This is a genomic window from Pseudarthrobacter raffinosi, assembly GCF_023913835.1.
In the GTDB taxonomy this organism is placed as follows: domain Bacteria; phylum Actinomycetota; class Actinomycetes; order Actinomycetales; family Micrococcaceae; genus Arthrobacter; species Arthrobacter raffinosi.
On sequence record NZ_JAMXBG010000005.1, the window covers coordinates 52,568 to 75,580 of the forward strand.

Genomic DNA, 23,013 nt, shown 5'->3' on the forward strand with positions numbered 1-23,013 from the left:
GTGGTGGCAGCCACTGTTACTTCCCGGTGCCGATCGAATCTGCGGCCTGCTGCAGCGACTTCAGGGCTTCGGCGGGGTCCTTGCCGGCCTTGACGATCTGTTCGATTTCGCTGTCCGCGGCTGCCGCGACCTGGGTCCAGGTGGGGACGGACGGCGGGTTGTTGGCGGACTTGAGCTGGTCTCCGAAGACGGAGAGCTTGCTGTCCGACGCAAGGGACGGGTCCTTCCAGGCGCTCTGCTGCGAGGGCAGGTCACCGGTGGCCTTGTACCACTTGAGCTGAACCTCGGGCTTGGACAGCCACTGGAGGAGCTTCCAGGACGCATCGCGGTTCTCGGACTTCTTGAAGACCACCATGTTGGAACCGCCCACGAAGGACGTTGAGGTCTTCTCCTTGGGCATCGGGGCAACCTTGTACTTGTCCTCAAAGCCTGGGCCGCCGGCCTTGTTGAGCAGGCCGACGTGCCATGGGCCGCTCATCATCATGGGGGCGGAACCGTCCACGAAGGATGCTTCGGCGGTGGTTCCGGTGGACACGGCCTTGGATGCGAGCCCGTCAGCGAAGAAGCTGGCGTAGTACTTCAGCGCCTCAGCCGCTTCCGGGGTGTCGAGGGTCCACTTGGTGCCGTCGTCGTTCATCAGCTTGGCGCCGTTGGACCACTGGAAAGGGAGGGTGTCCAGGTAGGAGCCGGCGACGCCGGCGGGCAGCTGGACTCCGTATTTTGCCCCGGACTTCTCCTTGAGTGCCGTGGCGAGGGTTTTGAAGTCATCCCAGGTTTCGGGCGCCTTGGTGATGCCCGCCTTTTCCGCGAGGTCGCTGCGGTAGTAGACCACGCGGGTGTCAACGTACCAGGGCACGCCGTAGGTGGTCCCTTCGACTTCGGTTGACTTCATCGAGCCGGGGAAGAAGTCGCTGGTGCCGATCTCCTGGGGTGTGGCGTCGAAGGAGTCGGCGAAGTCACCCATCCAGGTGGTGCCCATCTGGGCGACGTCCGGGGTGGTGCCGCCTGCGATGGCGGTCTGGTACTTGCTGAGGGCGGCGTCCCAGGGGATGGCCGTGACGTTGACCTTGACGCCGGGGTTCTCGGCCTCGAATTCCTTCAGCAGGGCGGGCAGTGCCTCGCCTTCGCTGCCCTGCGCCCACAAGGTGATGGTGCCCGACGGCGGCCCGGAGGCAATGGCTTCGGCCGGAGACGATGCGGCGGGGCCGGCAGAGTCCCTGCCGCAGGCGGTTAGGAGCAGGGAGGCGGCGATGCCGACGGCTGCTGCCTTCTTAGCATTCGGATGGATCATCATTGTTCCTTTCGTGGTTCCGCGGGCCGGCAGGTGGCACGGCGCGGAGGGAGCAGGAGAGGTGGAGCCATCCCGCCAGAAACTATCTAAGCGCTTTGATTCGATTCGTAAGGTCAATCTAAGCGCATTGAATGTGATGTTGGCAACAGCTGGCGCTAAGTTTTTTGAACGACACGGCGCGAACGGACACTTGAGGCCCGGCGTCGTGCGGTGGCCGTAAGCCTGACCCGTGTGCCTAGACCGGCTGGCAGCCGCAGCTTTCGCGCAGCACCACGCGCACGGGCAGTTTCAGATCCGCCGGGGGCTTCTCCGGGCGGTCCAGCCTGTCCAGGAGCAGCTCCACCATGGTCCGGCCCATCCGTTCCATGGGCTGCCGCACTGTGGTGAGCGAAGGCCGGATGACCCGCCCTGCGGCGATGCCGTCGAAGCCGGTCACGGCCACGTGTTTCGGCACATTAACGCCGCACGCGGCCAGCACATCCATAACAACCAGCGCATCCTGGTCGGTGGCGCAGACAAAGGCCTGCGGCAGGGAGCCCTGCTGGCAGATGGTCCGGACAGTTTCCGCGACGGCGAACTCGCCGCCGGCGGGATACCGGGGCTCGTGCCGCATCTTCACGCCCGCAGCGGCGAGGGCGCTCCGGAATGCCTCGAGCCGTTCGTCGTTGTCGGAGGACGGCATGGCGCCGATGAACATCAGCTCGGTCAGTCCATGCACATTGATCAAGTGCTCGGTGATTGCACGCGCTCCGGAAGCGTTGTCCACGGTCACATGGTCCATACCCCGGTTACGCAGGCTCTCCGAGACCTCCACCACGGGGATGCGGCGGGCTATGCGGGCCAGGGCCTCGACAGGAACCGAGCGCGGGAACACGGCCAGCCCGTCAACCCTGCCGGCGATGTCAGACAGCACCGCTTCGTTGTTCGCGGGATTGCCGCCGCCAACCAGCAGCGCCTGCCCCCGGCGCCAGCACTCCAGTTCGACACCGCGCTGCACCTCATCCACGTATAGGGGGAATAGGCGGAGGTTCCCCTCCTCACTGTCTCCGTCCAAAGGGTCGCCGCCCTCAGGGTCCGCGCCCGCGGCCGGCTCCTGCGGGATCCCGCCTGACAGCCCACCCTGCGCGCCGGCCAGTCCGCCCGGCCCGCCCGGCAGCCCACCCTGCATACCGGGCCCACCCTGCACGCCGGGGCCTCCCGACGGATCCAACAGGTAGTCGTAGGCGAACAGGCCCAGGGCGCCGGTCCTGCCGCGTGCGAGTCCGCGGGCGCTGGCACTGGGCACGTAGCCCAGTTCGTCGGCGGCAGCGAGCACCAGTTCGCGGGTAGACGCCTTGACCTTCTCCGGCTGCCGGAAGGTAAACGAGACGGTTGCAATGGAGACGCCCGCGCGTTCGGCGACGTGGTAAACAGTGGGGCCCTTTGCCATGTGATTCTCCTTCTGGTCCGAGTCTATGCGCTTAGTACCTGCGCGCGGGAGTCCCGGGACAGGCAGGCGTCCTCAGGATGGCAAACTGGTTCGGTGACTTCCCTGAACTCCCTCGCCGCCGCGCGGATCGCCGTCGACGCCCTGATCGACGGTGGTGTCCAGTACGTGGTGGTCTCGCCGGGATCGCGTTCCGCCCCCATGGCCTACGCCCTGGCCGAGGCCGAAGCGGCCGGCCGCGTGGACCTGCTGGTCCGCATCGACGAACGTTCCGCCGGCTTCACGGCCCTTGGCCTGGCCCTGTCCACCGGCTCCCCGGCGGCCGTCCTCACCACCTCAGGCACCGCCGTCGGGAATCTCATGCCCGCCGTGATGGAGGCCAACCACGCCGCCGTTCCGCTGGTGGTGGTGTCAGCGGACCGGCCCGAAGAGCTGCAAGGGACCGGTGCCAACCAGACCACCATCCAGCTGGACCTGTTCGGCGAGCACGTGCGCTTCGCCGCCGACGTCCCGGCCGGCAGCAACCCGCTGCGCGCGGTGGAAACGGCGCTGGCCGCGGCCACCGGAGCGTTTTCCGACCTCGCACCCGGGCCCGTCCAGCTGAACCTGGCGTTCCGCGACCCGCTGGTTCCCGCACCGGGGGAGGGGCTTCCGACGGCGGCCGGGCATCCCCGGTTCCGGATCGGCACCGACCCGCTCACCATGAATCTGCCGCCCGCCGCTGCCTCCCTGGAGGAAAGGCGCACCGTGGTGCTGGCAGGGCACGACGCCGGGCCGGTCGCCGAAGCGTTCGCCCGCGCACACGGCCTGCCGCTGCTGGCCGAGCCCTCCTCCAACGCCAGGTTCGGACCCAACGCCGTGGGCCCGTACCGGCTGCTGCTGGAGCACTTCGGACCGTCCGCGGCGCTGCCCATCGAACGGGTGGTGATGTTCGGCCGGCCCACGTTGTCCCGCCCGGTTGCTGCGTTGCTGGAGCGGGCCGACGTGCCATCCGCGCTGTACCAGCCGGTTCCCGTGGCCTGGTACCAGCCGGGCCGGCGCACGGAACTTCCGCTGGAGAACCTGGCCGACCTCTCCGATTTCGCCGGCCGCGGCCCGTCCGACTGGCTGGATACCTGGCTGCTGGCCGGGGCCGCCGCGCAGCACTCGCTCGACGGCGTCCTGGCCGCCGAGCCCGCCGCTTCCGGACCCTCCGTGGGCGCCCAGGTCTGGCAGCACGCCCGAGGCCAGTTGGTGCTGGGATCCTCCAACGGCATCCGCGACGTTGACCTGGCCGGCCTGCCCGCCGCCGAGCCCTTGGCCACGGTGTACGCCAACCGCGGCCTCGCCGGGATCGACGGCACCATCTCCACCGCCACCGGGATTGCCATCGGCGGCCGCCAGGACACCACGCTGCTGCTGGGTGACGTCACCTTCCTGCATGACGCCGGCGGCCTGCTCCTGGGCGCCAGCGAACCCGAGCCCGGGCTCCGGATCGTGGTGCTGAACGACGCCGGCGGTGCCATCTTTGATCTGCTGGAGCACGGGGCTGTGCGTGAATCCGGACGCTATGCGGACGCCGTCGAGCGACTCTTCGGCACCCCCCACACCGTGGACATCGCGGCACTCGCGGCGGCGTACGGCGTCGGGCATTGCTCGGTAAGTACGACGGCGGGACTCGCCGAAGCGCTCGCCGCACCGCTGAAGGGGCGCAGCATCATCGAAGTCCGCACCGACCGTGTTGGCCTTCGCGCCCTCCACGCCCGCATCAAGGCCGCCGTCGCCGCCGCCGTGTTCGCCGTCGGAGCGTAGGATCGCGCTCGCGGCTGGCTGACGCGCGGAAGACCCTATGACGCGCAAATGCCCTGCCGCTACCGGTATTTCGGTGGCGACAGGGCATATGCGCGTCGACAGGCAGGCAGCGCGTCGAAAGCGGCTACTCTTCGATCTCGATGTGCGTCGGGTCCAGGACTCGGCGCAGGAACTCCTTGGTGCGGGCCTGGGTGGGTGCGGAAATGACCTGCTCGGCCACGCCTTCCTCCACCACCACGCCGCCATCCATAAACACCACGCGGTCGGCAACTTCGCGGGCGAAGCCCATCTCGTGGGTCACCACCAGCATGGTCATGCCCTCCTTGGCGAGGTTCCGCATCACCGAGAGGACATCGCCCACGGTCTCGGGGTCCAGCGCGGAAGTGGGCTCGTCAAAGAGCATCAGCTCGGGGTTCATGCTGAGCGCCCGGGCAATCGCAACGCGCTGCTGCTGGCCGCCGGAAAGCTGGTCCGGGAAACGGTCGGACAGGTGCCCCAGGCCCACACGGTCCAGGTTGTGCTGGGCCACCTGATCGGCCTCTTCCTGGGACCGCTTCAGGACCTTCGTCTGCGCGATGGTGCAGTTCCGCTTGGCATCCAGGTGCGGGAACAGGTTGAACTGCTGGAACACCATGCCCACCTTGCGGCGCATCTTATCGATGTCCACGTCGGGGTCGGTAGCTTCGAAGCCGCCCACGTGGATGGCGCCCTCGTTGGGCTGCTCCAGGAGGTTGACGCAGCGCAGGAGGGTGGATTTGCCGGAGCCGGACGGGCCGATCAGGCACACGACTTCGCCGGGGGCAACGTCCAGGCTGATGCCCTTGAGGACCTCGTTGCTGCCGTAGGACTTGCGGAGGTCCTTGATGGACACGCCGGCCGCGTTGATGGTGCCGGTGTTGCCGGCGGAGGAATTTACGACGTCGTTCATGGCTTCCCTGCCTATCGCTTGGTCCGCGCGGAGCGGCTTTCGAACTTCCGGGCCAGGAGGCTCAGCGGGATGGTGATGACCAGGTAGAAGGCGCCGGCTACGAGGAGCGGCGTCAGGCCTGCGCCCAGGCTGGAGATGCCGTCGCGGCCGAACTTGGTGAGCTCGTACTGCGAGGCGGTCAGGCCGAGCACGTAGATCAGCGAGGAATCCTTGGTCAGCAGGATGACCTCGTTGGTCAGCGGCGGCAGGACGATCTTGAATGCCTGCGGGATCACGATGGACACCATGGCCCGCCACTGCGGCATGCCCAGCGAGCGGGCTGCTTCCAACTGGCCCTTGGGCACAGCCTGCAGGCCGGCGCGGAGGGTTTCGGCGATATATGCCGAGGCCACCATACCCAGCGAGATCATGACCACGAGGGTGACGTTCCACTGGACGCCAAACGCGAGAGGGACACCGTAGCCGAACGCGATAAACACCAGCAGCGCCGGGATGCCGCGGAAGAACTCGATGTAGCCGGTGGCGATCCAGCGGTACAGCGGGAAGCTGGACAGCTTCATCAGGGCCAGCAGCAGGCCGCCGGAGAGGCCCACGACGAAGCCGAGGAACGTGTAGACCAGGGTGTTCTTAAGGCCCACCAGGATGATGTCCGGGAACATCGGGCCGATCTTGCCGAAGTTGAAGACACTGGTGCCGACGGTCTTCCAGTCGGTGGCCAGGACCAGCGCGGCCACGGCCACAACGAAGATGCCGATCTGGACATACAGGCTCACTTTGGCCCGTTGACGTGCGGTCATTGCCATGGGGTGCTCACATTCATTTGCGTGGCTGAGGCCCCGGACGGGCTGCAGCGCAGTCCGTGCGGGGCCCCAGCGGCGTGGTTCTCAGGGCTGTGAAGGTCAGTCCGGGGTGCCGGTTACTTGGCGGTCTCGCCGAACCAGGTGGTTTCGAACTTCTTCAGGCTGCCGTCGTCGGTCAGGCGCTTAAGGGTTCCGGTGACCTTCTCGGCCATGGCGGTGTTGCCCTTCTTGATGGAGATGCCCAGCTTCTCGCCCGTAGCGTAGTCATCCACACGTTCGAACTTGGGGTCATCCTTGATGGCGTAGGCCAGGATTGACTGGTTGCCCAGGGCCGCGTCGATGGTGCCGGCCTGGAGAGCCTGGACCAGGAGGCCGCTGTCCTCGAACTGCTGGGCGTCGATGCCGTTCTCCGCCGTGTACTTTGCGCCGGTGGTGGCCTGCTGGACACCCACCTTCTTGCCCTTGGCGCTGTTGATGTCCGTGATCCCGGACGCCGTGGTGGCCACGAGGGTGAGGTCATCGTCCATGTACGGGTTGGAGAAGTCCATGACCGACTTGCGGACATCCGTGATGGAAATCGAGGAGATGGAGACGTCGCAGCCGGTGAGGGCTGTTCCGGTCTCGATGGCCTCGAAGGAGCTGTCCACGATGCTGAGTTCCGCGTTGAGGTCCTTGGCTACTTCATTGGCGATGTCGATGTCGAAGCCAACGATCTTGCCGTCCTTCTGGAATTCGAAGGGCTCGTAGGGGACGTCTGAGCAGACCGTGAGCTTGCCGGCGTTGATGAGCTGGATGCCGCCCTCGGACGCTGCCGGGGTGGTGCTGCCGCCGCAGGCAGTGAGGGTGAGTGCGCCGGCGGCCAGGATTGCTGCTGCCTTGGCAGCGAACTTGGCCTGGGCCAGGGACTTGAGCTGCATGTTCTTTACCTTTTGTTGCAGGGGTAGGCGGTACTAAATCGGTTCATAGTGTAGCGCCGAATGAGAGATGTGCATCACATGAAACTTAGTTTTACTATTGGATAACTAAATCACAGCCTAAATCAAGACCCGGGAGGCCGCCCGTGACTGGAATTCCGGACACGCCGCCCATGTAAGTAGCGCTAACTGTCGTTTTGGACGCTCAAAACGACAGTTAGCGCTACCTAGTTGGAAATCCCCAGTGACTCCAGCATCGGCCGGAACTTCGCCCACGTCTCCGCCAGCTCGGCCTCCGGTTGGGAGCCATCCACTATGCCGCAACCGGCATATAACCGTACGGTATGCGGATCCTCAATCACGGCGCCCCGCAGGGCGATGCCCCATTCGCCATTGCCGGCAGCGTCGAGCCAGCCCACCGGCCCCGCGTACGGGCCACGGTCCAGGTGCTCAAGCTTGCGGATCAGGGCGCCGGCCACCAGCGTGGGCGTGCCACAGACCGCGGCCGTGGGATGCAGCGCATTGATCAGCGCGAGGCACGTGGGCACGTGGCCCTCCACTTCGGCGAGCTCCGCTTTTACGTCCGACGCCAGGTGCCATACGTTCGGCAGCTCCAGGATGAACGGCTCGTCGTGCGCGTTCATGGCCTCGGAAAACGGTGCCAGCTGCGACGTCAGCGACTGGATCGCGATCTCGTGCTCATGCCGCTGCTTCTCCGACCCGGCAAGCACCCGCTCGGCGTAATCCATGGGAATCCCGGACTCGCCGTGCGCATCGCGGCGGTCCAGCGTCCCGGCCAGCACGCGCGCCTGGGCAGTGCGGCCCTCCACCTGGATCAGCATCTCCGGGGTGGCGCCCACGAGCCCGTCCACGCCATACGTCCAGCATTCGCGGTACCGCACGGCGAGCTCGCGCAACACCTGCGCGGCGTTCACGCCCGACGGCACCGTGGCCACAATGTCCCGCGCCAGCACCAGTTTCTCCAGCGCACCGGTCCGGATCTCCGCCACGCCGGCGGCGACGGCGGCCATCCAGTCTTCCTCGCTGAGCGAACCGGTGTGCAGTGTGGCCCCGTCGGCGGAAGGCAAAGGACGCACGACGGCGCCGGCCGGCTCGGCGGGGACATCACCGGCGGTGCTGCCACCGCTCAGCCAGCCGGCCAGGGCGGCGAGGGCGCCCGCCTCGGTGAGTTCGCCGTCGTCGACCGTCAACTGGGTGAGCCAGTACCGGCCGTCGCGGACGCCCACCACGATCTCCGGCACAATCAGCCGCGATACATGGGTGGACTTCTTGGAAAACGCGAACGATCCGAAAGCCACCGGGCCGGTGCCGGGCAGCTCCACCGAGTCGGTGATGTCCGCTTCGAGGACCAGGTGGCGCCACCAGATATCCGCTTCGAGAAAACGCTCCGGGCCGGTGGCGGTGAAGCGGGCGATCTCGCCGAAGCCCACCAGGCCGGCTTCGCGGCGGGTCCAGCAGAGGACGTCGTCCCGGACCAGAAACTGCGGCAGTCCGCCGGCGGACGCGGTGCCATCCAGGGGGACTGTGAGGGTGCGGAACGTGCTCGTCATGATGAGACCACACTACTCCCGCGCGTGTCAGACCCGGGCCGGACGCCCCGTGCGTCGCTCGGGCACGGCAGGGGCGGAGAACAGGTCCGGCCGTGCGGCGCGCATGCTCGCGACGTCGTCCAGGACCTGGGCGGTGTCCTCGCGGCCGTGCGCCGCGGCGGCACCGTGGTCCAGGTGGGCAACCTGCCGGCCGGGCCCGTGCCGGCCGAGCTCGCCGCACTCGTTTTCCGGGAGATCGATTACCGCGGGACCTTCCGCTTCGCGAACGAGCTGGATGACGCCCTCGCGTACCTGGCGGACGGGCTGGACGTTGAGCCGCTGCTGACGCACACGTTCGACGCCGGTGACGTGGCCGAGGCGTTTGCCGTGGCTTCGGACCGGGGCACGGGCTCGTCGAAAGTCCTTCTCAAGTTTGTCTGAGACAATTGCATGGTGAACCGAGCATCCTTGGAAAAGCGTCCGGACGAAGTAGCCACGATGTTTGACGACGTCGCACCTAAGTACGACGTCGTCAACGATGTCCTCTCCATGGGGCAAACCCGCCGCTGGCGCAGGATCGTGGTGGACGCCATGGACATGAAACGGGGCCAGCGGGTGCTGGACCTGGCCGCGGGAACCGGCACCTCCAGCGAGCCATATGCCGATGCAGGCATAGATGTCATCGCCTGCGATTTCTCCCTCGGCATGCTCAAGGTTGGCAAGCGCCGCCGCCCGGACATCAACTTTGTTGCCGGCGACGCCACCAATCTGCCGTTCGCGGACAACAGCTTCGACGCCAGCACCATTTCGTTCGGGCTGCGCAATGTCAACGAGCCCAAGAAGGCGCTGGCCGAGATGCTCCGCGTCACCAAGCCCGGCGGCAAGCTGGTCATCGCCGAGTTCTCCCAGCCCGTGGTGCCGCTGTGGCGCACCATGTATACGGAATACCTCATGCGCGCCCTGCCGGCCATCGCCGTGAAGGTGGCCTCCAACCCGGACGCCTATGTCTACCTCGCCGAGTCCATCCGCGCCTGGCCGGATCAGGACCACCTGGCCGCCTGGCTGCAGGAATCCGGCTGGGAAAAGGTCACATACCGCAACCTGACCGGCGGGATCGTGGCCGTGCACCGTGCCACCAAGCCGCTGGAATCAACGCCGGAGGGCGCAGCGGAGGCCATCGCCGCACACAAGGGCCCCGTGGCCAAACTCCGACGAAACATCCAGCGCTGACCTGTGAATGTTCTGATTGTCGGCGCGGGGCCAGCCGGTTCCACCGCCGCGTACTACCTTGCCAAGGCCGGTATCAGCGTGACCGTCCTGGAGAAAACCAGCTTCCCGCGCGAGAAGGTCTGCGGCGACGGCCTCACCCCGCGGGCAGTCCGCGAAATCCAGAAGCTCGGCCTGCCGCACCCTGAAGCGGACGGCTGGCGCCGGAACAAGGGCCTCCGCCTCATCGCCGGCGGCCGCACCATCGAACTGCCCTGGCCCGAGGTCTCCGACTTTCCGCAGTACGGCCTGATCCGCACGCGCCTGGGCTTCGACGAGGAACTGGCCCGCCACGCCCAGGCTGCCGGCGCCGAAATCCTCGAGCGGCACAGCGTCACCGAAGCTCTCCGGTCTGAAGACGGCCGCGTGACCGGTGTCCGCGCAGCGCTCCTGGACGAGTCCGGACGCAAGACGGGGGAGTCACGCGACTTCAGCGCCGACGTCGTACTCGCCGCAGACGGCAACTCCACGCGAACCGCCGTATCGCTGGGCATCCACAAGCGGGACGACCGCCCCCTCGGCGTCGCCGTCCGCACCTACTTCACGTCCCCCCGGCACGATGACGACTGGATGGAAGGCTGGCTGGAGCTCCCCGGCCGCGACGGAAAACTGCTCCCCGGCTACGGCTGGGTGTTCGGCGTCGGCGACGGCACATCCAACGTGGGCCTTGGCATCCTGAACTCGTCCAAGGAATTTGGCAAGCTCGACTACAAGCAGGTCCTGCGCGAGTGGACCGGCGCCATGCCCGCCGAATGGGGCTTCACCCCGGACAACCAGGTGGGCGAAATCCGCGGCGCCGCGCTGCCCATGGGCTTCAACCGCACCCCGCACTACTCGCCCGGCCTCCTGCTCCTGGGCGACGCCGGCGGCATGGTCTCCCCGTTCAACGGCGAGGGCATCTCCTACGCGATGGAATCGGCACGGTTCGCGGCGGAGTTCATCATCGACGCGTCGGCGCGCTCTGCTTCGGCCGGAACGTACGACGCCGACGCGCACCTCGCGGGGTACGCGGACTATGTGCGGGGCCAGTGGGGATCGCACTTCACGCTGGGCCGGGCATTTGCCGCGCTGATCGGAAAACCCGCCGTTATGAAGCTCGCGCTGCGGACCGGGATGCCCATTCCCGTGCTGATGCGCTTTGTGGTGCGGCTGCTCGCAAACCTGACCGACCCCGCCGCGAAAGGCTTCGAGGACCGGGCCATCCGCGTCCTGGAATCGCTGGTTCCGGCCACCTCCAACACCCCACCGGCATCGAACCAGCGGTATCCGCAACAAAAAGTTAGGGTTAACCAGTGACTAACTCCGCAGACCACAGCTGGACGCACGCCGGGCACGGCCTGCCGGACTCCGAACCCAGCCTCAATACCACCGCCATTGCCACGGGACTGCAGCTGCCCGCAGGCTTCGCGGCGATCGCGGAGGACGCCGAACTGGGCCCCGCCATCACCAACAACCTGGCGCGGGTGGAAAAGAAGCTGCGCGAAGCCATTGCCAACTCCGATCCGCTGGCTGATGCAACGTCGCGTCACCTCGTGGAAGCCGGCGGCAAGCGCATCCGGCCGCTGCTGACGCTGCTGTGCGCCCACCTTGGCGACGCCTCACTGCCTGCCGTCGTGCAGGCGGCCGTGGTGGTGGAACTGACCCACCTGGCAACTCTGTACCACGACGACGTTATGGACTCGGCCCCGTTCCGCCGCGGCGCCCCCACGGCCCACGAGGTTTGGGGAAACTCCGTGGCGGTCCTCACCGGCGACCTCATCTTTGCCCGCGCGTCCATCCTGGTGTCCGAGCTTGGTTCCCGGGCGCTGGGCATCCAGGCGCGGACGTTCGAGCGGCTGTGCCTGGGCCAGCTGCACGAGACTGTGGGCCCGCGTCCGGACGAGGATCCGGTGGAGCACTACCTGTCCGTCATCGCGGACAAGACCGGTTCCCTGGTGGCCGCCTCGGGCCAGCTCGGTGCCATCTTTGCCGGTGCCGACGAGGCCTACGAGGACCTGCTGGTGGAGTACGGCGAGAAGGTGGGCGTGGCCTTCCAGCTCGCCGACGACGTCATTGATGTCACCGGCGTCAAGGTGAAGTCCGGCAAGTCCCCGGGCACGGATCTCCGCGAGGGTGTGCCCACGCTGCCCGTTCTGTTCCTGCGGCGCGATGCTGCTGCCGGTGACCAGTCCGCCGTCGAACTCTTGAAGCTCATTGACGGGGACCTGACCTCGGACGAGGCCTTGGCTGCCGCCGTGGCCGGACTGCGCGAGCACCCCGTCACTGCCGAGTCCTGGGTGGTTGCCCGCCGCTGGGCCGACGAAGCCATTGCCGCACTGGCGCCGCTTCCTGAGGGTGTTGTGAAGTCCTCGCTGTCCAACTTCGCCCTGGCTGTGGTGGACCGCGCCAGCTGATCTCTTCTTTTGGAGCGGGGCCTCGGCGGGGTGAAGCTGGCCGGGGCCCTTGCTGGTTGCTTGGGGGAGTTCGTTAAATGCAATAGCCCCGGTTCTCAGCAACGAAACGAATCACACGTTGCGTCGAACCGGGGCTATATCTCCGTTCGCATCAGACCCGCCGGAGGCGTTTAGCGGATCCGTGAACAGTCTATGACAGGTTTGTCACAGGATGCAAACCTGCTGTTACTGCCCGTGTCACAGGCTACTTCGTCCTTCGTGGGGCACATTGAGGCATCCGATGGGCCTTCCGGGCTGGAGAGACGGCGTTTCCGTGTCGAAGTGCCCCGCGACGGCCGCGTTGTCCACATGCGGCACCTTGGGTCTGCCCTTTGCTGTGGTCCAGGTGCACCGTGGAGTAATGGATATTGAGACTTTTCTCGGCGCGCGGGCAGGCGTAGCCCGGGCCTCGACGCTCCGAGAGGCCGGATTTTCCCGAACTTCCCTCGACAAAGCACTGGCGGCCGGGCGAATTGTGCGGATTCGACGAGGCATCTACAGCATGCCGCGTGAGGCAGGCGTGGTAGCCCTGGCGCTTCAGCACAACGCTCTGCTGACATGTCTGTCGGCCGCCCCCACGTACCAGCTGTGGACGATACATGACGCTGGTTCCGTGCACCTCAGTCCAGGGCATAAGAGGACACCGCCGGGGATGTTGACCCACGGCCAATGCCTCCACCCGTCCCACTCATGGCTGCCGGTGGCCGGTCTGGCCGATGTCCTGATTCATTCGTTGCGTTGCTTGCCGGCAGTGGAATCGTTGGTCATGCTTCAGTGCGCAGCCCAGCGGGGCGACATCAGCCTGGATTTCCTGCGGCGCAAGCTCTCGGGAAACCGCAACGCCCGCGCCAGGTCCGTCCTCGACAGCGTGGTCCCCAGGGCGGATTCCATCCTGGAGGTGCTGGCCAACTACCATTTCCGGCGAGCGGGCCTCCAAGTACGAAGGCATGTAGAGCTTCCGGGAGTGGGAGAAGTGGACTTCCTTATTGAGGAGTGGCTCGTGGTGGAAACCGACGGCAGTACGCATCTGGAACCACGGCAAGTAAAAAAGGACCGAAAGCGCAACAATGCCACAGTCATCGGCGGACGTCTTGGCCTCAGATTCGGCTATGACGACGTTGTCTATCACCCTGAGCGGATGGTGGGCCAGGTGTTGGCAGTACTGGAACTGTCGCGGCAGGGGGCTTTCGGTGCGAGGTGAGTCTCGCCGTCGTGGGGCACTTTGGGCGACGTGTCCGAAGAAACTGGCTTAGGAAGCGGCGCGTCCGTGTCGAAGTGCCCCGTTTAGGCCGCGCAGGCCGGGCAGGGGAGGACCCTAGTTTTCTTCCTCTTCGTTGAAGGCCCACTCGAACATGTCGAAGACGAACTCGGAGAAGGTGCCTTCTTCGCTCTTCCACTGACCGCGGGCGTTGTTGCGGCGGTACACGATGGGGTCCGGGATGCCGAGGTCGCCTACGCGGAAGCCCCAGGTGAACTGTTCTTCCTCGTCCTCAAGGAACATCAGGAAGCCTTCGTCATCCACTTCCAGCTCTTCAGGATCCCAGAAGTAGTGGTAGGCCTCCATGATGTCCTCGCAGCCGCCCACCGCCAGGTAAAACTCCTTCAGCACCAACGGGACCTGGAACTGGTGTTCGGCGAGGGCCGCGTCCAGTTCGTCGGCGGGCAGGCCATCTTCTTCCTGCCATTCGTCCTCGAGATACGTTGGAACAAGCGCGCGGAACTTCTCGAGGAACATGTCAGTCATGCTCATATCCTAGCTAACTGCGGCGTGCTCCCGAGCCGCTGCCAGCCCCATCAGCCCCACCGCCCCCAAAGCCGCCCGGGCCCCCAAAGCCGCCTGCCCCGTCCCCGCCGCCGGAGTCCCCACCGGAGCCCCGCCGGTGCCAGCCATGCACGGCCAGCGGAACATACCAGGACCGGCGCCACGCTACCACTCGGAAAGCGAACACCACGGCCGCCACCGCGCACGCCGTCAACGCGTTGAAGGCCCCTGTCACCCAGAGCAGCGCGGTCAAAGCCGCCCCGCTGAAGGCCGGCAGCGCGTAGAGGTCCCGGGGGTTGAACAGCTGAGGCACCTCGTTCGCGGTGATGTCCCGCAGCAGGCCGCCGCCCACCGCCGTCGTCACGCCGAGCAGCATGGCGGCCACCGGGTTCATCCCCAGGGCCAGGGCCTTCAGCGTTCCGGTGATGCAGAAGAGGGCCAGCCCGCCTGCGTCGAACAGCACCAGCAGCGAGGTGTACCGCTGCACGCTGGAGTACAGGAAATACACCAGGACGGTCGCCAGCACCGGGGGAACCAGATACGCGGGGTTGGAGAAGGCCGCAGGCGTGGTGTTGAGGATGATGTCGCGGATGACGCCCCCGCCGAGGGAAACCAGGGACGCCAGCAGTAGCGACCCCACCAGATCGAACTGCTTCCGTGCCGCCAACAACGACCCGGAGACGGCGAAGAAGAAGACTCCGGCCAGGTCCAGCCATACAAGGTCGATGCCGAACGGCAATGTGTCGAACGGCAATGTCATGAGGCGTCCCGGCAGTTTCATGGTGGGCGGACAGGGCGGCTCCAACGTTACGCTAGCCCCTATGAACAACCCGATCATGATCGCCTGCGCCCACGGGACGTCCAGTACTCAGGGCGCCGCGGAGGTCAACGCCCTGCGCGCAAACATCGCTGCCCTGCGCCCGGGCCTTGACGTTCGCGAGGCCTACGTGGACGTCCAGCAGCCGGACCTCGTGGACGTGGTGGCGTCGCTGCCCGAAGCGGACAAAGCCGTCGTCGTGCCTCTGCTGCTGAGCGTGGGCTACCACGTCAAGGTGGACATCGCCCGGGCCGTGAAAAGCCGTACGGGCAGCCTGGCTGCCGCGCCGCTCGGCCCGGACCCGCGGCTCGCCGCCCTCCTGGACCAGCGCCTCCGCGAAGCCGGCGTCACGGACCGCGACGCGATCGTCCTCGCCGCCGCCGGCTCCTCCAACCCCAACGCCGCCGGCAGCGTCGAAGAGCTCGCTGACCAGCTGCGGGAGCTGCGGCGCAACCGGATTCTGCCCGCCTACGGTGCCTCTGCCCAGCCGTCGGTGCCCGACGCCGTCGCCATGCTCCGCCAGGAGCTGGCCGGAGGTGCCGGGGCGGGGGAGTCCGCGGGGGCCGTGGACGACGGCGGCCGCGTGGTGATTGCCTCCTACCTGCTCGCGCCGGGGTTCTTCCACGACCAGCTGGCCAAAGCCGGCGCCGACCTCTTGACGGAACCACTGCTGCCGTCCCCGGTACTCGCCGAGATCGCGCTGGAACGGTTCGATGCCGCCGTCGCAGCCGGGTGACCCGGGCAGGCCGAAGGCCCCGGAATGCGCCTCCGAGGGAAGCACATTCTGGAGCCTTGCAATTGGGGCAGCTTGAACCGCGGGGATCAGGCTGTCCCCGGACTCGGGCTCTTTAGCAGGTAAGCGGCACCGTTCCGGTCAGTCCGTCCGGGTTGCTCGCTGTGCAGGTGAAAATGACAGTTCCAAGGGGCTGTTCGATCACTAGGGTGATTGACGTCACCGTCAGCACCGGGTTGACGCCTGTCCAGTTCGGGTTCGGGCACCCAGCGTCGGCTCCACTCACTGTCTCGGGAGCCGTGAGTACGACTGGAAGTGTGGTGAGTCTGAGGGTCCCGTTCTTGACAGCATCGCGAGGAACTGGAGTGGCTACCGTTGCCGGTCCCACCAGTACCTTGTTTTGTCCTGGTGCGACGTTTCCGCCCTGGTTTTGGCACTGATAAACGGCAGTACCCTCAACGGAGACAGTGGCCACGAGATCTTCATTTCCAAGGCCCGCGAGTGTGGCCTTGCAGACGGTTGTTGCAGTGCTCCCGCCGTCCGAAAGGACCACGGTACAGACAGGCGTACCGCCACGCTTAAAGTGCGGGCTGGCGGCTTGGGCTGCTGATAGTCCTGTCATGAACACGAGCAGAATGGTTGCGAACAGCATCAAGAGGGGGCGGAGGTGGGATTTCATGGTTACTTCTTGGGGGCAGCAATGGTTTCAAACCAAAGATTTCGAGTTTAATCGACTCAGTTGTGCCGGCCTCGATGCCGCCACGACCGATAACGGCCCCAGGTTCCCAGTAGTTACGGGGGCCAAACTCTGCGCAACTTCCCAGCTAGCAGCGCGAAAGGCGCGACCAACAGCAGATATTGACTTATTCAGAAATTCTGCTATGGCAAGCCCAAGGCTACCCCTGGCCGCGACCCTCGTCCATGGGTCGAGGGTGCCATCGGCGTCTAAGAACAATCACGTGTCGAAGCACAGCAGCCGGGCATCTTCAAGGGCCTCCGGCGGTTCGTGACGAATTGTTTCCCTAGGTGACCTCCCGTTTCCGGACCTTTGTGACGCGCTTCGGCAGGCACCTACAGTCGATGCATGACTGATACAGCTCTAGCCGGAGCGTCCGTGGACCCCGCCGCCGCCAAGCGCCCCGCGCGTGCCTCCCGCCCCGCTGCAAAGCCGCACGGGCAGTGGAAAGTGGACGGCAAAACCCCGCTGAACGCCAACGAAACCTGGAAACAGGAAGACGACGGCCTCAACGTGCGCGAGCGTATCGAGACCATCTACTCCAAGGACGGCTTCGACGCCATCCCCAGCCAGGACCTGCACGGCCGCTTCCGCTGGTGGGGCCTGTACACCCAGCGCAAGCCCGGGATCGACGGCGGCAAGACCGCCACGCTCGAGCCGCACGAGCTGGAAGACAAGTACTTCATGCTCCGGGTCAGGATCGACGGCGGTGCGCTGACCACCGAGCAGCTGCGTGTCATCGGCCAGATTTCCGTTGATTTCGGCCGGGATTCCGCCGACCTCACGGACCGCCAGAACATCCAGCTGCACTGGATCCGCGTGGAGGACATCCCCGAGATCTGGAACCGGCTTGAGGGTGTTGGCCTGTCCACCACCGAGGCCTGCGGCGACGTGCCCCGTGTCATCCTGGGCTCGCCCGTGGCCGGCATCGCCAAGGACGAGATCATCGACCCCACGCCGCTTATCGCGGAGCTGGGGGAGCGCTTCATCGGCAACCCGCTGCTGTCCAACCTGCCGCGCAAGTACAAAACCGCCATCACCGGCCACCCCAGCCAGGACGTGGTGCACGAGATCAACGACTTCGCCCTGGTGGGAGTCCGCCACCCCGAACTCGGCGTCGGCTACGACCTCTGGGCGGGCGGCGCGCTGTCCACCAACCCGATGCTCGGCAAGCGCCTCGGTGCCTTCGTGAAGCCCGAGGAAGCCGCCGAAGTGTGGCTCGGCGTAACCAGCATCTTCCGCGACTACGGCTACCGCCGCATGCGCACCAAGGCCCGCCTGAAGTTCCTGATGGCCGACTGGGGACCGGCGAAATTCCGCCAGATCCTCGAGGATGAATACTTGGGCTACAAGCTGGCCGACGGGCCCGCCGCGCCCAAGCCCACCACTCCGGGCGACCACATCGGTGTGCACGAGCAGAAGGACGGCAAGTTCTTCATCGGCGCCACCCCGCTGGCAGGCCGCCTGTCCGGCGCTCAGTTGATCAAGCTCGCGGACACCCTCGAGGCCCGCGGCTCATACCGCCTGCGCACCACCCCGCACCAGAAACTCGTAGTGCTGGACGTTGCCAAGGATCACGTGGAACCGCTGGTTGCCGAGCTGGATGCCCTAGGCCTCTCCGCACGCCCGTCCGTGTTCCGCCGCGGCACCATCGCCTGCACCGGCATCGAATACTGCAAGCTGGCCATCGTGGAAACCAAGGTCACGGCCGCCACCGCCGTCGCTGAACTGGAACGCCGCCTGGCGGACCTCGCGGAGTCCGGCGAACTGCCGCACGCGCTGTCCCTGCACATCAACGGCTGCCCCAACTCCTGCGCCCGCATCCAGACCGCGGACATCGGCCTGAAGGGCATGATGCTGCCAACGCCCGACGGCGACCCCTCCCCGGGTTTCCAGGTCCACCTGGGCGGCGGGCTGGCTTCCAACAGCCGCGAAGAGGCTGGTTTGGGACGCACCGTCCGCGGCCTGAAGGTGTACGTCGAGGACCTGCCGGACTACGTGGAACGCGTCGTCCGCACGTTCGTGGCCCAGCGCGCCGAAGGCCAGACCTTCGCCGAATGGGCCCACGCAGCAGACGAGGAGGCCCTCCAGTGAGCAACACTCAACCTGCCAACGTCCTCCGCACCCACGACGAGCTGAAGGTCATCGCCGAATCCGGCGCTGCCGAGCTCGGCTGGGACGCCCCGGCCCGCGACGTGATCGCCTGGGTGGAGCGCAACTTCGACCTCTCAGCGGTCGCCGTCGCGTGCTCCATGGCCGACGCCGTCCTGCCGGCCCTGGTCGCTGACCAGATGCCCGGCGTCGACGTCCTGTTCCTGGAGACCGGCTACCACTTCCCGGAAACCTACGCCACGCGTGACGAGGTGGCCGCGAACCTCCGCGTCAACGTGGTGGACGTCCTTCCCGAGAACACCGTGGAACAGCAGGACCGGCTCCTGGGCAAGGACCTCTTTGCCCGCGACGCCGCCCAGTGCTGCGCCCTCCGCAAGGTGGCCCCGCTGCGCCGTACGTTGGCCGGCTACGAACTCTGGTTCACCGGCGTCCGCCGCGACGAGGCTCCCACCCGGACGAACACCCCGCTGGTGACCTGGGACGAAGTCAACGGCTTGGTCAAGGTCAACCCGGTGGCCGCGTGGACGTTCGACCAGCTGGTCCAGTACTCCGATGACAACCTCCTGCCCGTCAACCCGCTGCTTTCCCAGGGTTACCCCTCCATTGGCTGCCAGCCCTGCACCCGCAAGGTGGCGCCCGGAGACGACCCCCGCGCCGGCCGCTGGGCAGGCACCGACAAGACAGAATGCGGACTACACGTATGAGCACCCTTAACGACACTTTGGTTTCGACAGGCTCAACCACCGAGCCGGTGATCGAGCCTGTCGAGATCTCCACGCGCCTCTCCAGCCTGGACGCCCTCGAGTCCGAAGCGATCCACATCATCCGCGAAGTTGTGGCCGAGTTCGAGAAGCCGGCGCTGCTGTTCTCCGGCGGCAAGGACTCCGTGGTGATGCTGCACCTGGCCACCAAGGCCTTCTGGCCGGGCAAGGTCCCGTTTCCCGTCCTGCACGTGGACACCGGTCACAACTTCCCCGAGGTCATCGACTTCCGCGACCGCACGGTGGAGCGCCTTGGCCTGAAGCTCGTCGTCGGCTCCGTCCAGGAGTTCATCGACCGCGGCGAGCTGGCCGAGCGTGCCGACGGCACCCGCAACCCGCTGCAGACCGTCCCGCTGCTGGACGCCATCCAGCAGAACAAGTTCGACGCCGTCTTCGGCGGCGGCCGCCGTGACGAGGACAAGGCCCGCGCCAAGGAGCGCATCCTGAGCCTCCGCGACGAATTCGGCCAGTGGGACCCGCGCAACCAGCGCCCCGAACTGTGGAACCTCTACAATGGCCGCCACACCGTGGGCCAGCACGTCCGCGCGTTCCCCATCAGCAACTGGACCGAGCTGGACATCTGGCGCTACATCGAACGCGAGAACATCGAGCTGCCGGGCCTGTACTACGCCCACGACCGCGAAGTGTTTGCCCGCGACGGCATGTGGCGTGCGGTCGGCGAAGTTTCCCAGCCGCTGCCGCACGAGCAAGTCATCGTCAAAACCGTCCGCTACCGCACCGTGGGCGACATGTCCTGCACCGGTGCCGTTGAATCGGACGCAGCCAACGTGAGCGACGTTGTGATCGAAGTTGCCGCCTCCACCATCACCGAACGTGGCGCCACCCGTGCAGATGACCGCATCTCCGAGGCAGCCATGGAAGACCGCAAGAAGGATGGTTACTTCTAAATGAGCACTCTTAATACGCCGGTGGTTGAGCCTGTCGAAACCCTGATTTCGACAGGCTCAATCAACGAGGCCCTGCCCACCACGCTGTTCCGCTTCGCCACCGCGGGATCGGTCGACGACGGGAAGTCCACTTTGGTGGGCCGTCTCCTGCACGATTCCAAGGCGATTCTTGCTGACACGCTCGACGCCGTTGCCCGCACCTCCGCGGACCGAGGCTTCGGCGGCGCGGCAGGCGGCATCGACCTGGCCCTCCTGACCGACGGCCTGCGCGCAGAGCGCGAGCAGGGCATCACCATCGACGTCGCATACCGCTACTTCGCCACGGACCGCCGCAGCTTCATCCTGGCGGACTGCCCCGGGCACGTTCAGTACACCAAAAACACGGTGACCGGCGCGTCCACGGCGGATGCCGTCGTCGTACTCATTGATGCCCGCAAGGGTGTCCTGGAGCAGACGCGCCGGCACCTGTCCGTGCTGCAGCTGCTGCGGGTGGCGCACGTGATTGTGGCCGTGAACAAGATCGACCTGGTGGACTTCAGCGAGTCCGTGTTCCGTGAGATCCAGGCCGATGTGCAGCAGGTGGCCCGCGAACTGGGCATCGGCTCCGCCGAGCTGGGCAGCGCGGACCACATCGATGATCTGCTGGTGATCCCGGTGTCCGCCCTCGACGGCGACAACGTGGTGGACCGTTCCGAGCGCACCCCCTGGTACGACGGTCCCGCCCTGCTGGAGGTCCTCGAGACCCTGCCCGCCGCAGACGAGATCGACACGCAGCTGGAGAGTTTCCGTTTCCCGGTGCAGCTGGTCATCCGGCCGCAGGGTGCGCTGGCTCCCGACGCCGTTGCCGGCGGCCTGGACGTTGAGGCCTACCGTGACTACCGCGCGTACGCCGGCCAGATCACCGAGGGTTCGGTGAAAGTCGGGGATTCGGTGTCCGTGCTGACACCGGGCCAGGCTCCGCGCACGACGACGGTGATTGGCATCGATTTCGCCGGTGATTCGCTGGAGGAAGCGTTCGCCCCGCAGTCCGTGGCGATCCGCCTGGCGGATGAGTTCGACGTGGCCCGCGGTGACACGATCGCCGCCTCCGGCACCGTCCGCGAGTCCACCGCCGACCTGTACGCCGCGCTGTGCTGGCTGTCGCCGAAGCCGCTGCGGGAAGGTGCCAAGGTGCTGGTCAAGCACGGCACACGCACCGTCCAGGCGCTGGTCCGCAGCGTCAGCGGCAAGCTGGACCTGGCCACGTTCAAGCTCGAAGGCGCGTCCAGCCTGGAGCTGAACGACATCGGCCACGCGCAGCTCCGGCTCGCCGCGCCGCTGCCGCTGGAGAACTACCTGCACCATCGCCGCACCGGCGCGTTCCTCGTCATCGACCCGCTGGACGGCAACACGCTGGCCGCGGGCCTCGTCAAGGACCACCCGGGCGACCACGAGGACGAGCGTTACTCCATCTAAGCCCGAGCTTGAGCTGCCCTGCCCCGCATGAACGGTGTTGCCCCAACACCGGTTATGCGGGGCAGAGCTGTTCCTAGGGCTTGTGGGCCTGAGTCTGCCGCACCATGATCGTCAGTGGGAGGCGCGGCGTGGAGACCATCAACAGCAAGCTCATCAGCTGGGCCTCGATCCTGGACGCCAAGACCCGCGAGCAGGCGCTGGCCACGTCCACGCTGCCGTTCATCTACCCGCACCTTGCCCTGATGCCGGACGCGCACCTGGGCAAGGGCGCCACCGTCGGCTCGGTGATCCCCACCCTGCGCGCCATCATCCCGGCCGCCGTGGGCGTGGACATCGGCTGCGGCATGATCGCCGTGCGGACCCGGTACTCGGTCAAGGACCTGCCCAAGGACCGCAAACGGCTGCGCGAGGACATCGAACGGGCCATTCCGTTGTCCGCCGGGCATAACAACAGGAGCGTCCAGCACACTGCCGAACCGTGCCTCGCCGAGCTCCGGAAGCTCGCGGCGCAGGCCGGCTTCAACCCGGCCCAGTATCTGGCCAAGTGGGAGCTTCAGCTGGGCTCGCTGGGATCAGGCAATCACTTCATCGAGGTCTCCGCCGACGAAACCGACGCCGTCTGGCTGTTCCTGCACTCGGGCTCGCGGGGCGTGGGCAACAAGATCGCGCAGCACCACATCGGCGTCGCCCAGCAGGTGACCCGGAAGCGCGGGACCAGGCTGCCTGACCCGGACCTCGCCTACCTGGAGGAGGGTACCAGCGAGTTCGCCCGCTACATCAAGGAACTACGCAGGGCCCAACATTTCGCCCTCCTCAACCGCGAGGAAATGATGGACCGCGTCATTACGCAGTTCGGGCACTGGGTGGGCGGCCATGTCAAGGAGCGCGAGCGGATCAACTGCCACCACAACTTCACCCAGCAGGAGACCCATTACGGCAAATCCGTGTGGGTATCGCGGAAGGGGGCGATCAGAGCCGAGCACGGCGATCCGGGACTTATCCCCGGGTCCATGGGGACGGCGTCGTACGTAGTGGAGGGGCTGGGGAACCCCGTCTCGCTGAACTCCTCCCCGCACGGGGCCGGCCGCGAGTACTCCCGGACGGCTGCCCGCAAAACGTTCTCGCTGGCCGAGCTGAAGACGGCCATGCAGGGCATCGAATTCCGGGCAACCGAGGCGTTCATCGACGAAATTCCGGCGGCGTACAAACCCATCGATGTGGTGATGAGGGACGCGGCGGACCTGGTCACGGTGCGCCACAAACTGCGGCAGCTGGTCAACGTCAAAGGGGACTGAGCCGGGCCCGGAATGTGACGCTGCATGAACCCGCGT

General features: G+C 66.5%; 20 protein-coding genes. 12 read left to right on the forward strand and 8 right to left on the reverse strand.

Annotation, left to right across the window (positions count from 1 at the left end):
- Positions 1-16 precede the first annotated feature (16 nt).
- Together NG697_RS06485 and NG697_RS06490 are read right to left on the reverse strand one after the other, a co-directional pair.
- Positions 17-1,291: a sugar ABC transporter substrate-binding protein gene (locus NG697_RS06485; RefSeq protein WP_252613831.1), complete on the reverse strand. Its 1,275-nt coding sequence runs from the start codon at positions 1,289-1,291 to the stop codon at positions 17-19.
- A gap of 235 nt (positions 1,292-1,526) precedes the next feature.
- Entirely contained in the window at positions 1,527-2,720 is a 1,194-nt protein-coding gene (locus NG697_RS06490) for a LacI family DNA-binding transcriptional regulator (RefSeq protein WP_252613832.1), read from the reverse strand.
- A gap of 93 nt (positions 2,721-2,813) precedes the next feature.
- Here NG697_RS06490 and menD point away from each other — a divergent pair, with 93 nt between their 5' ends.
- Positions 2,814-4,508: a 2-succinyl-5-enolpyruvyl-6-hydroxy-3-cyclohexene-1-carboxylic-acid synthase gene (gene menD / locus NG697_RS06495; protein ID WP_252598542.1), complete on the forward strand. Its 1,695-nt coding sequence runs from the start codon at positions 2,814-2,816 to the stop codon at positions 4,506-4,508.
- Positions 4,509-4,632: 124 nt separating this feature from the next.
- Here the strand turns inward: menD and NG697_RS06500 are convergent, their stop codons facing one another.
- The 4 genes from NG697_RS06500 to NG697_RS06515 all read right to left on the reverse strand — a co-directional run bounded on the left by NG697_RS06500 (position 4,633) and on the right by NG697_RS06515 (position 8,721).
- The gene (locus tag NG697_RS06500; protein ID WP_252598541.1) at positions 4,633-5,436 is read right to left on the reverse strand and encodes an amino acid ABC transporter ATP-binding protein; all 804 of its coding nucleotides are present in this window, start codon (positions 5,434-5,436) and stop codon (positions 4,633-4,635) included.
- A gap of 11 nt (positions 5,437-5,447) precedes the next feature.
- Positions 5,448-6,239, reverse strand: a complete 792-nt coding sequence (locus tag NG697_RS06505) for an amino acid ABC transporter permease (RefSeq protein WP_252598540.1) — start codon at positions 6,237-6,239, stop codon at positions 5,448-5,450.
- A 113-nt stretch (positions 6,240-6,352) separates the two neighbouring features.
- Positions 6,353-7,153 carry an ABC transporter substrate-binding protein gene (locus NG697_RS06510; protein ID WP_252613833.1) on the reverse strand — a complete coding sequence of 267 codons (801 nt, stop codon included), beginning with the start codon at positions 7,151-7,153 and terminating at the stop codon, positions 6,353-6,355.
- Between the two features lie 224 nt (positions 7,154-7,377).
- Entirely contained in the window at positions 7,378-8,721 is a 1,344-nt protein-coding gene (locus NG697_RS06515; protein ID WP_252598538.1) for an isochorismate synthase, read from the reverse strand.
- Positions 8,722-8,745: 24 nt separating this feature from the next.
- Between NG697_RS06515 and NG697_RS06520 the strand changes: the two genes are divergently transcribed.
- From NG697_RS06520 to NG697_RS21335, 5 genes are all read left to right on the forward strand, one after another.
- A complete protein-coding gene (locus NG697_RS06520) occupies positions 8,746-9,141 on the forward strand; it encodes an MDR/zinc-dependent alcohol dehydrogenase-like family protein (RefSeq protein WP_252613834.1) in 396 nt (131 codons plus the stop codon).
- A 12-nt stretch (positions 9,142-9,153) separates the two neighbouring features.
- On the forward strand, positions 9,154-9,930 hold the full coding sequence (locus tag NG697_RS06525; RefSeq protein WP_246848588.1) for a demethylmenaquinone methyltransferase: 777 nt from the start codon (positions 9,154-9,156) through the stop codon (positions 9,928-9,930).
- Positions 9,931-9,933: 3 nt separating this feature from the next.
- Positions 9,934-11,262, forward strand: a complete 1,329-nt coding sequence (locus NG697_RS06530) for a geranylgeranyl reductase family protein (RefSeq protein WP_252613835.1) — start codon at positions 9,934-9,936, stop codon at positions 11,260-11,262.
- Entirely contained in the window at positions 11,259-12,359 is a 1,101-nt protein-coding gene (locus NG697_RS06535; RefSeq protein WP_252613836.1) for a polyprenyl synthetase family protein, read from the forward strand. The genes NG697_RS06530 and NG697_RS06535 overlap by 4 nt, the downstream gene beginning before the upstream one ends.
- 400 nt (positions 12,360-12,759) lie before the next feature.
- The gene (locus NG697_RS21335) at positions 12,760-13,599 is read left to right on the forward strand and encodes a type IV toxin-antitoxin system AbiEi family antitoxin domain-containing protein (RefSeq protein WP_374209902.1); all 840 of its coding nucleotides are present in this window, start codon (positions 12,760-12,762) and stop codon (positions 13,597-13,599) included.
- Between the two features lie 114 nt (positions 13,600-13,713).
- On the opposite strand, the gene NG697_RS06550 is transcribed toward NG697_RS21335, so the two are convergent.
- Both NG697_RS06550 and NG697_RS06555 read right to left on the reverse strand, forming a co-directional pair.
- Positions 13,714-14,142, reverse strand: a complete 429-nt coding sequence (locus tag NG697_RS06550; protein WP_252598534.1) for a hypothetical protein — start codon at positions 14,140-14,142, stop codon at positions 13,714-13,716.
- Between the two features lie 13 nt (positions 14,143-14,155).
- Positions 14,156-14,920, reverse strand: a complete 765-nt coding sequence (locus tag NG697_RS06555; protein WP_252598533.1) for a trimeric intracellular cation channel family protein — start codon at positions 14,918-14,920, stop codon at positions 14,156-14,158.
- A gap of 61 nt (positions 14,921-14,981) precedes the next feature.
- On the opposite strand from NG697_RS06555, the gene NG697_RS06560 reads away from it, so the two are divergent.
- The 6 genes from NG697_RS06560 (at position 14,982) to NG697_RS06585 (ending at position 22,977) form a co-directional block, all read left to right on the forward strand.
- The gene (locus NG697_RS06560; protein ID WP_252598532.1) at positions 14,982-15,713 is read left to right on the forward strand and encodes a sirohydrochlorin chelatase; all 732 of its coding nucleotides are present in this window, start codon (positions 14,982-14,984) and stop codon (positions 15,711-15,713) included.
- 1,081 nt (positions 15,714-16,794) lie between these two features.
- Positions 16,795-18,540 carry a nitrite/sulfite reductase gene (locus NG697_RS06565; protein ID WP_252598531.1) on the forward strand — a complete coding sequence of 582 codons (1,746 nt, stop codon included), beginning with the start codon at positions 16,795-16,797 and terminating at the stop codon, positions 18,538-18,540.
- Positions 18,504-19,262, forward strand: a complete 759-nt coding sequence (locus NG697_RS06570) for a phosphoadenylyl-sulfate reductase (protein ID WP_374209903.1) — start codon at positions 18,504-18,506, stop codon at positions 19,260-19,262. The genes NG697_RS06565 and NG697_RS06570 overlap by 37 nt, the downstream gene beginning before the upstream one ends.
- Positions 19,259-20,227 carry a sulfate adenylyltransferase subunit CysD gene (gene cysD / locus NG697_RS06575; protein ID WP_252613837.1) on the forward strand — a complete coding sequence of 323 codons (969 nt, stop codon included), beginning with the start codon at positions 19,259-19,261 and terminating at the stop codon, positions 20,225-20,227. The genes NG697_RS06570 and cysD overlap by 4 nt, the downstream gene beginning before the upstream one ends.
- Positions 20,228-21,682, forward strand: a complete 1,455-nt coding sequence (locus NG697_RS06580) for a sulfate adenylyltransferase subunit 1 (RefSeq protein WP_252608394.1) — start codon at positions 20,228-20,230, stop codon at positions 21,680-21,682.
- Positions 21,683-21,810: 128 nt separating this feature from the next.
- Positions 21,811-22,977 carry an RtcB family protein gene (locus tag NG697_RS06585; protein WP_252613920.1) on the forward strand — a complete coding sequence of 389 codons (1,167 nt, stop codon included), beginning with the start codon at positions 21,811-21,813 and terminating at the stop codon, positions 22,975-22,977.
- Positions 22,978-23,013 lie beyond the last annotated feature (36 nt).

What these genes read in the sequence shown, in the direction of transcription:
- NG697_RS06485 (WP_252613831.1), bottom strand. Translation starts at nt 1,291, where the DNA reads ATGATCCATCCGAATGCTAAGAAGGCAGCAGCCGTCGGCATCGCCGCC.
- NG697_RS06490 (WP_252613832.1), bottom strand. Translation starts at nt 2,720, where the DNA reads ATGGCAAAGGGCCCCACTGTTTACCACGTCGCCGAACGCGCGGGCGTC.
- NG697_RS06500 (WP_252598541.1), bottom strand. Translation starts at nt 5,436, where the DNA reads ATGAACGACGTCGTAAATTCCTCCGCCGGCAACACCGGCACCATCAAC.
- NG697_RS06505 (WP_252598540.1), bottom strand. Translation starts at nt 6,239, where the DNA reads ATGGCAATGACCGCACGTCAACGGGCCAAAGTGAGCCTGTATGTCCAG.
- NG697_RS06510 (WP_252613833.1), bottom strand. Translation starts at nt 7,153, where the DNA reads ATGCAGCTCAAGTCCCTGGCCCAGGCCAAGTTCGCTGCCAAGGCAGCA.
- NG697_RS06515 (WP_252598538.1), bottom strand. Translation starts at nt 8,721, where the DNA reads ATGACGAGCACGTTCCGCACCCTCACAGTCCCCCTGGATGGCACCGCG.
- NG697_RS21335 (WP_374209902.1), top strand. Translation starts at nt 12,760, where the DNA reads ATGGATATTGAGACTTTTCTCGGCGCGCGGGCAGGCGTAGCCCGGGCC.
- NG697_RS06550 (WP_252598534.1), bottom strand. Translation starts at nt 14,142, where the DNA reads ATGACTGACATGTTCCTCGAGAAGTTCCGCGCGCTTGTTCCAACGTAT.
- NG697_RS06555 (WP_252598533.1), bottom strand. Translation starts at nt 14,920, where the DNA reads ATGACATTGCCGTTCGACACATTGCCGTTCGGCATCGACCTTGTATGG.
- NG697_RS06560 (WP_252598532.1), top strand. Translation starts at nt 14,982, where the DNA reads ATGAACAACCCGATCATGATCGCCTGCGCCCACGGGACGTCCAGTACT.
- NG697_RS06565 (WP_252598531.1), top strand. Translation starts at nt 16,795, where the DNA reads ATGACTGATACAGCTCTAGCCGGAGCGTCCGTGGACCCCGCCGCCGCC.
- NG697_RS06570 (WP_374209903.1), top strand. Translation starts at nt 18,504, where the DNA reads ATGGGCCCACGCAGCAGACGAGGAGGCCCTCCAGTGAGCAACACTCAA.
- cysD (WP_252613837.1), top strand. Translation starts at nt 19,259, where the DNA reads ATGAGCACCCTTAACGACACTTTGGTTTCGACAGGCTCAACCACCGAG.
- NG697_RS06580 (WP_252608394.1), top strand. Translation starts at nt 20,228, where the DNA reads ATGAGCACTCTTAATACGCCGGTGGTTGAGCCTGTCGAAACCCTGATT.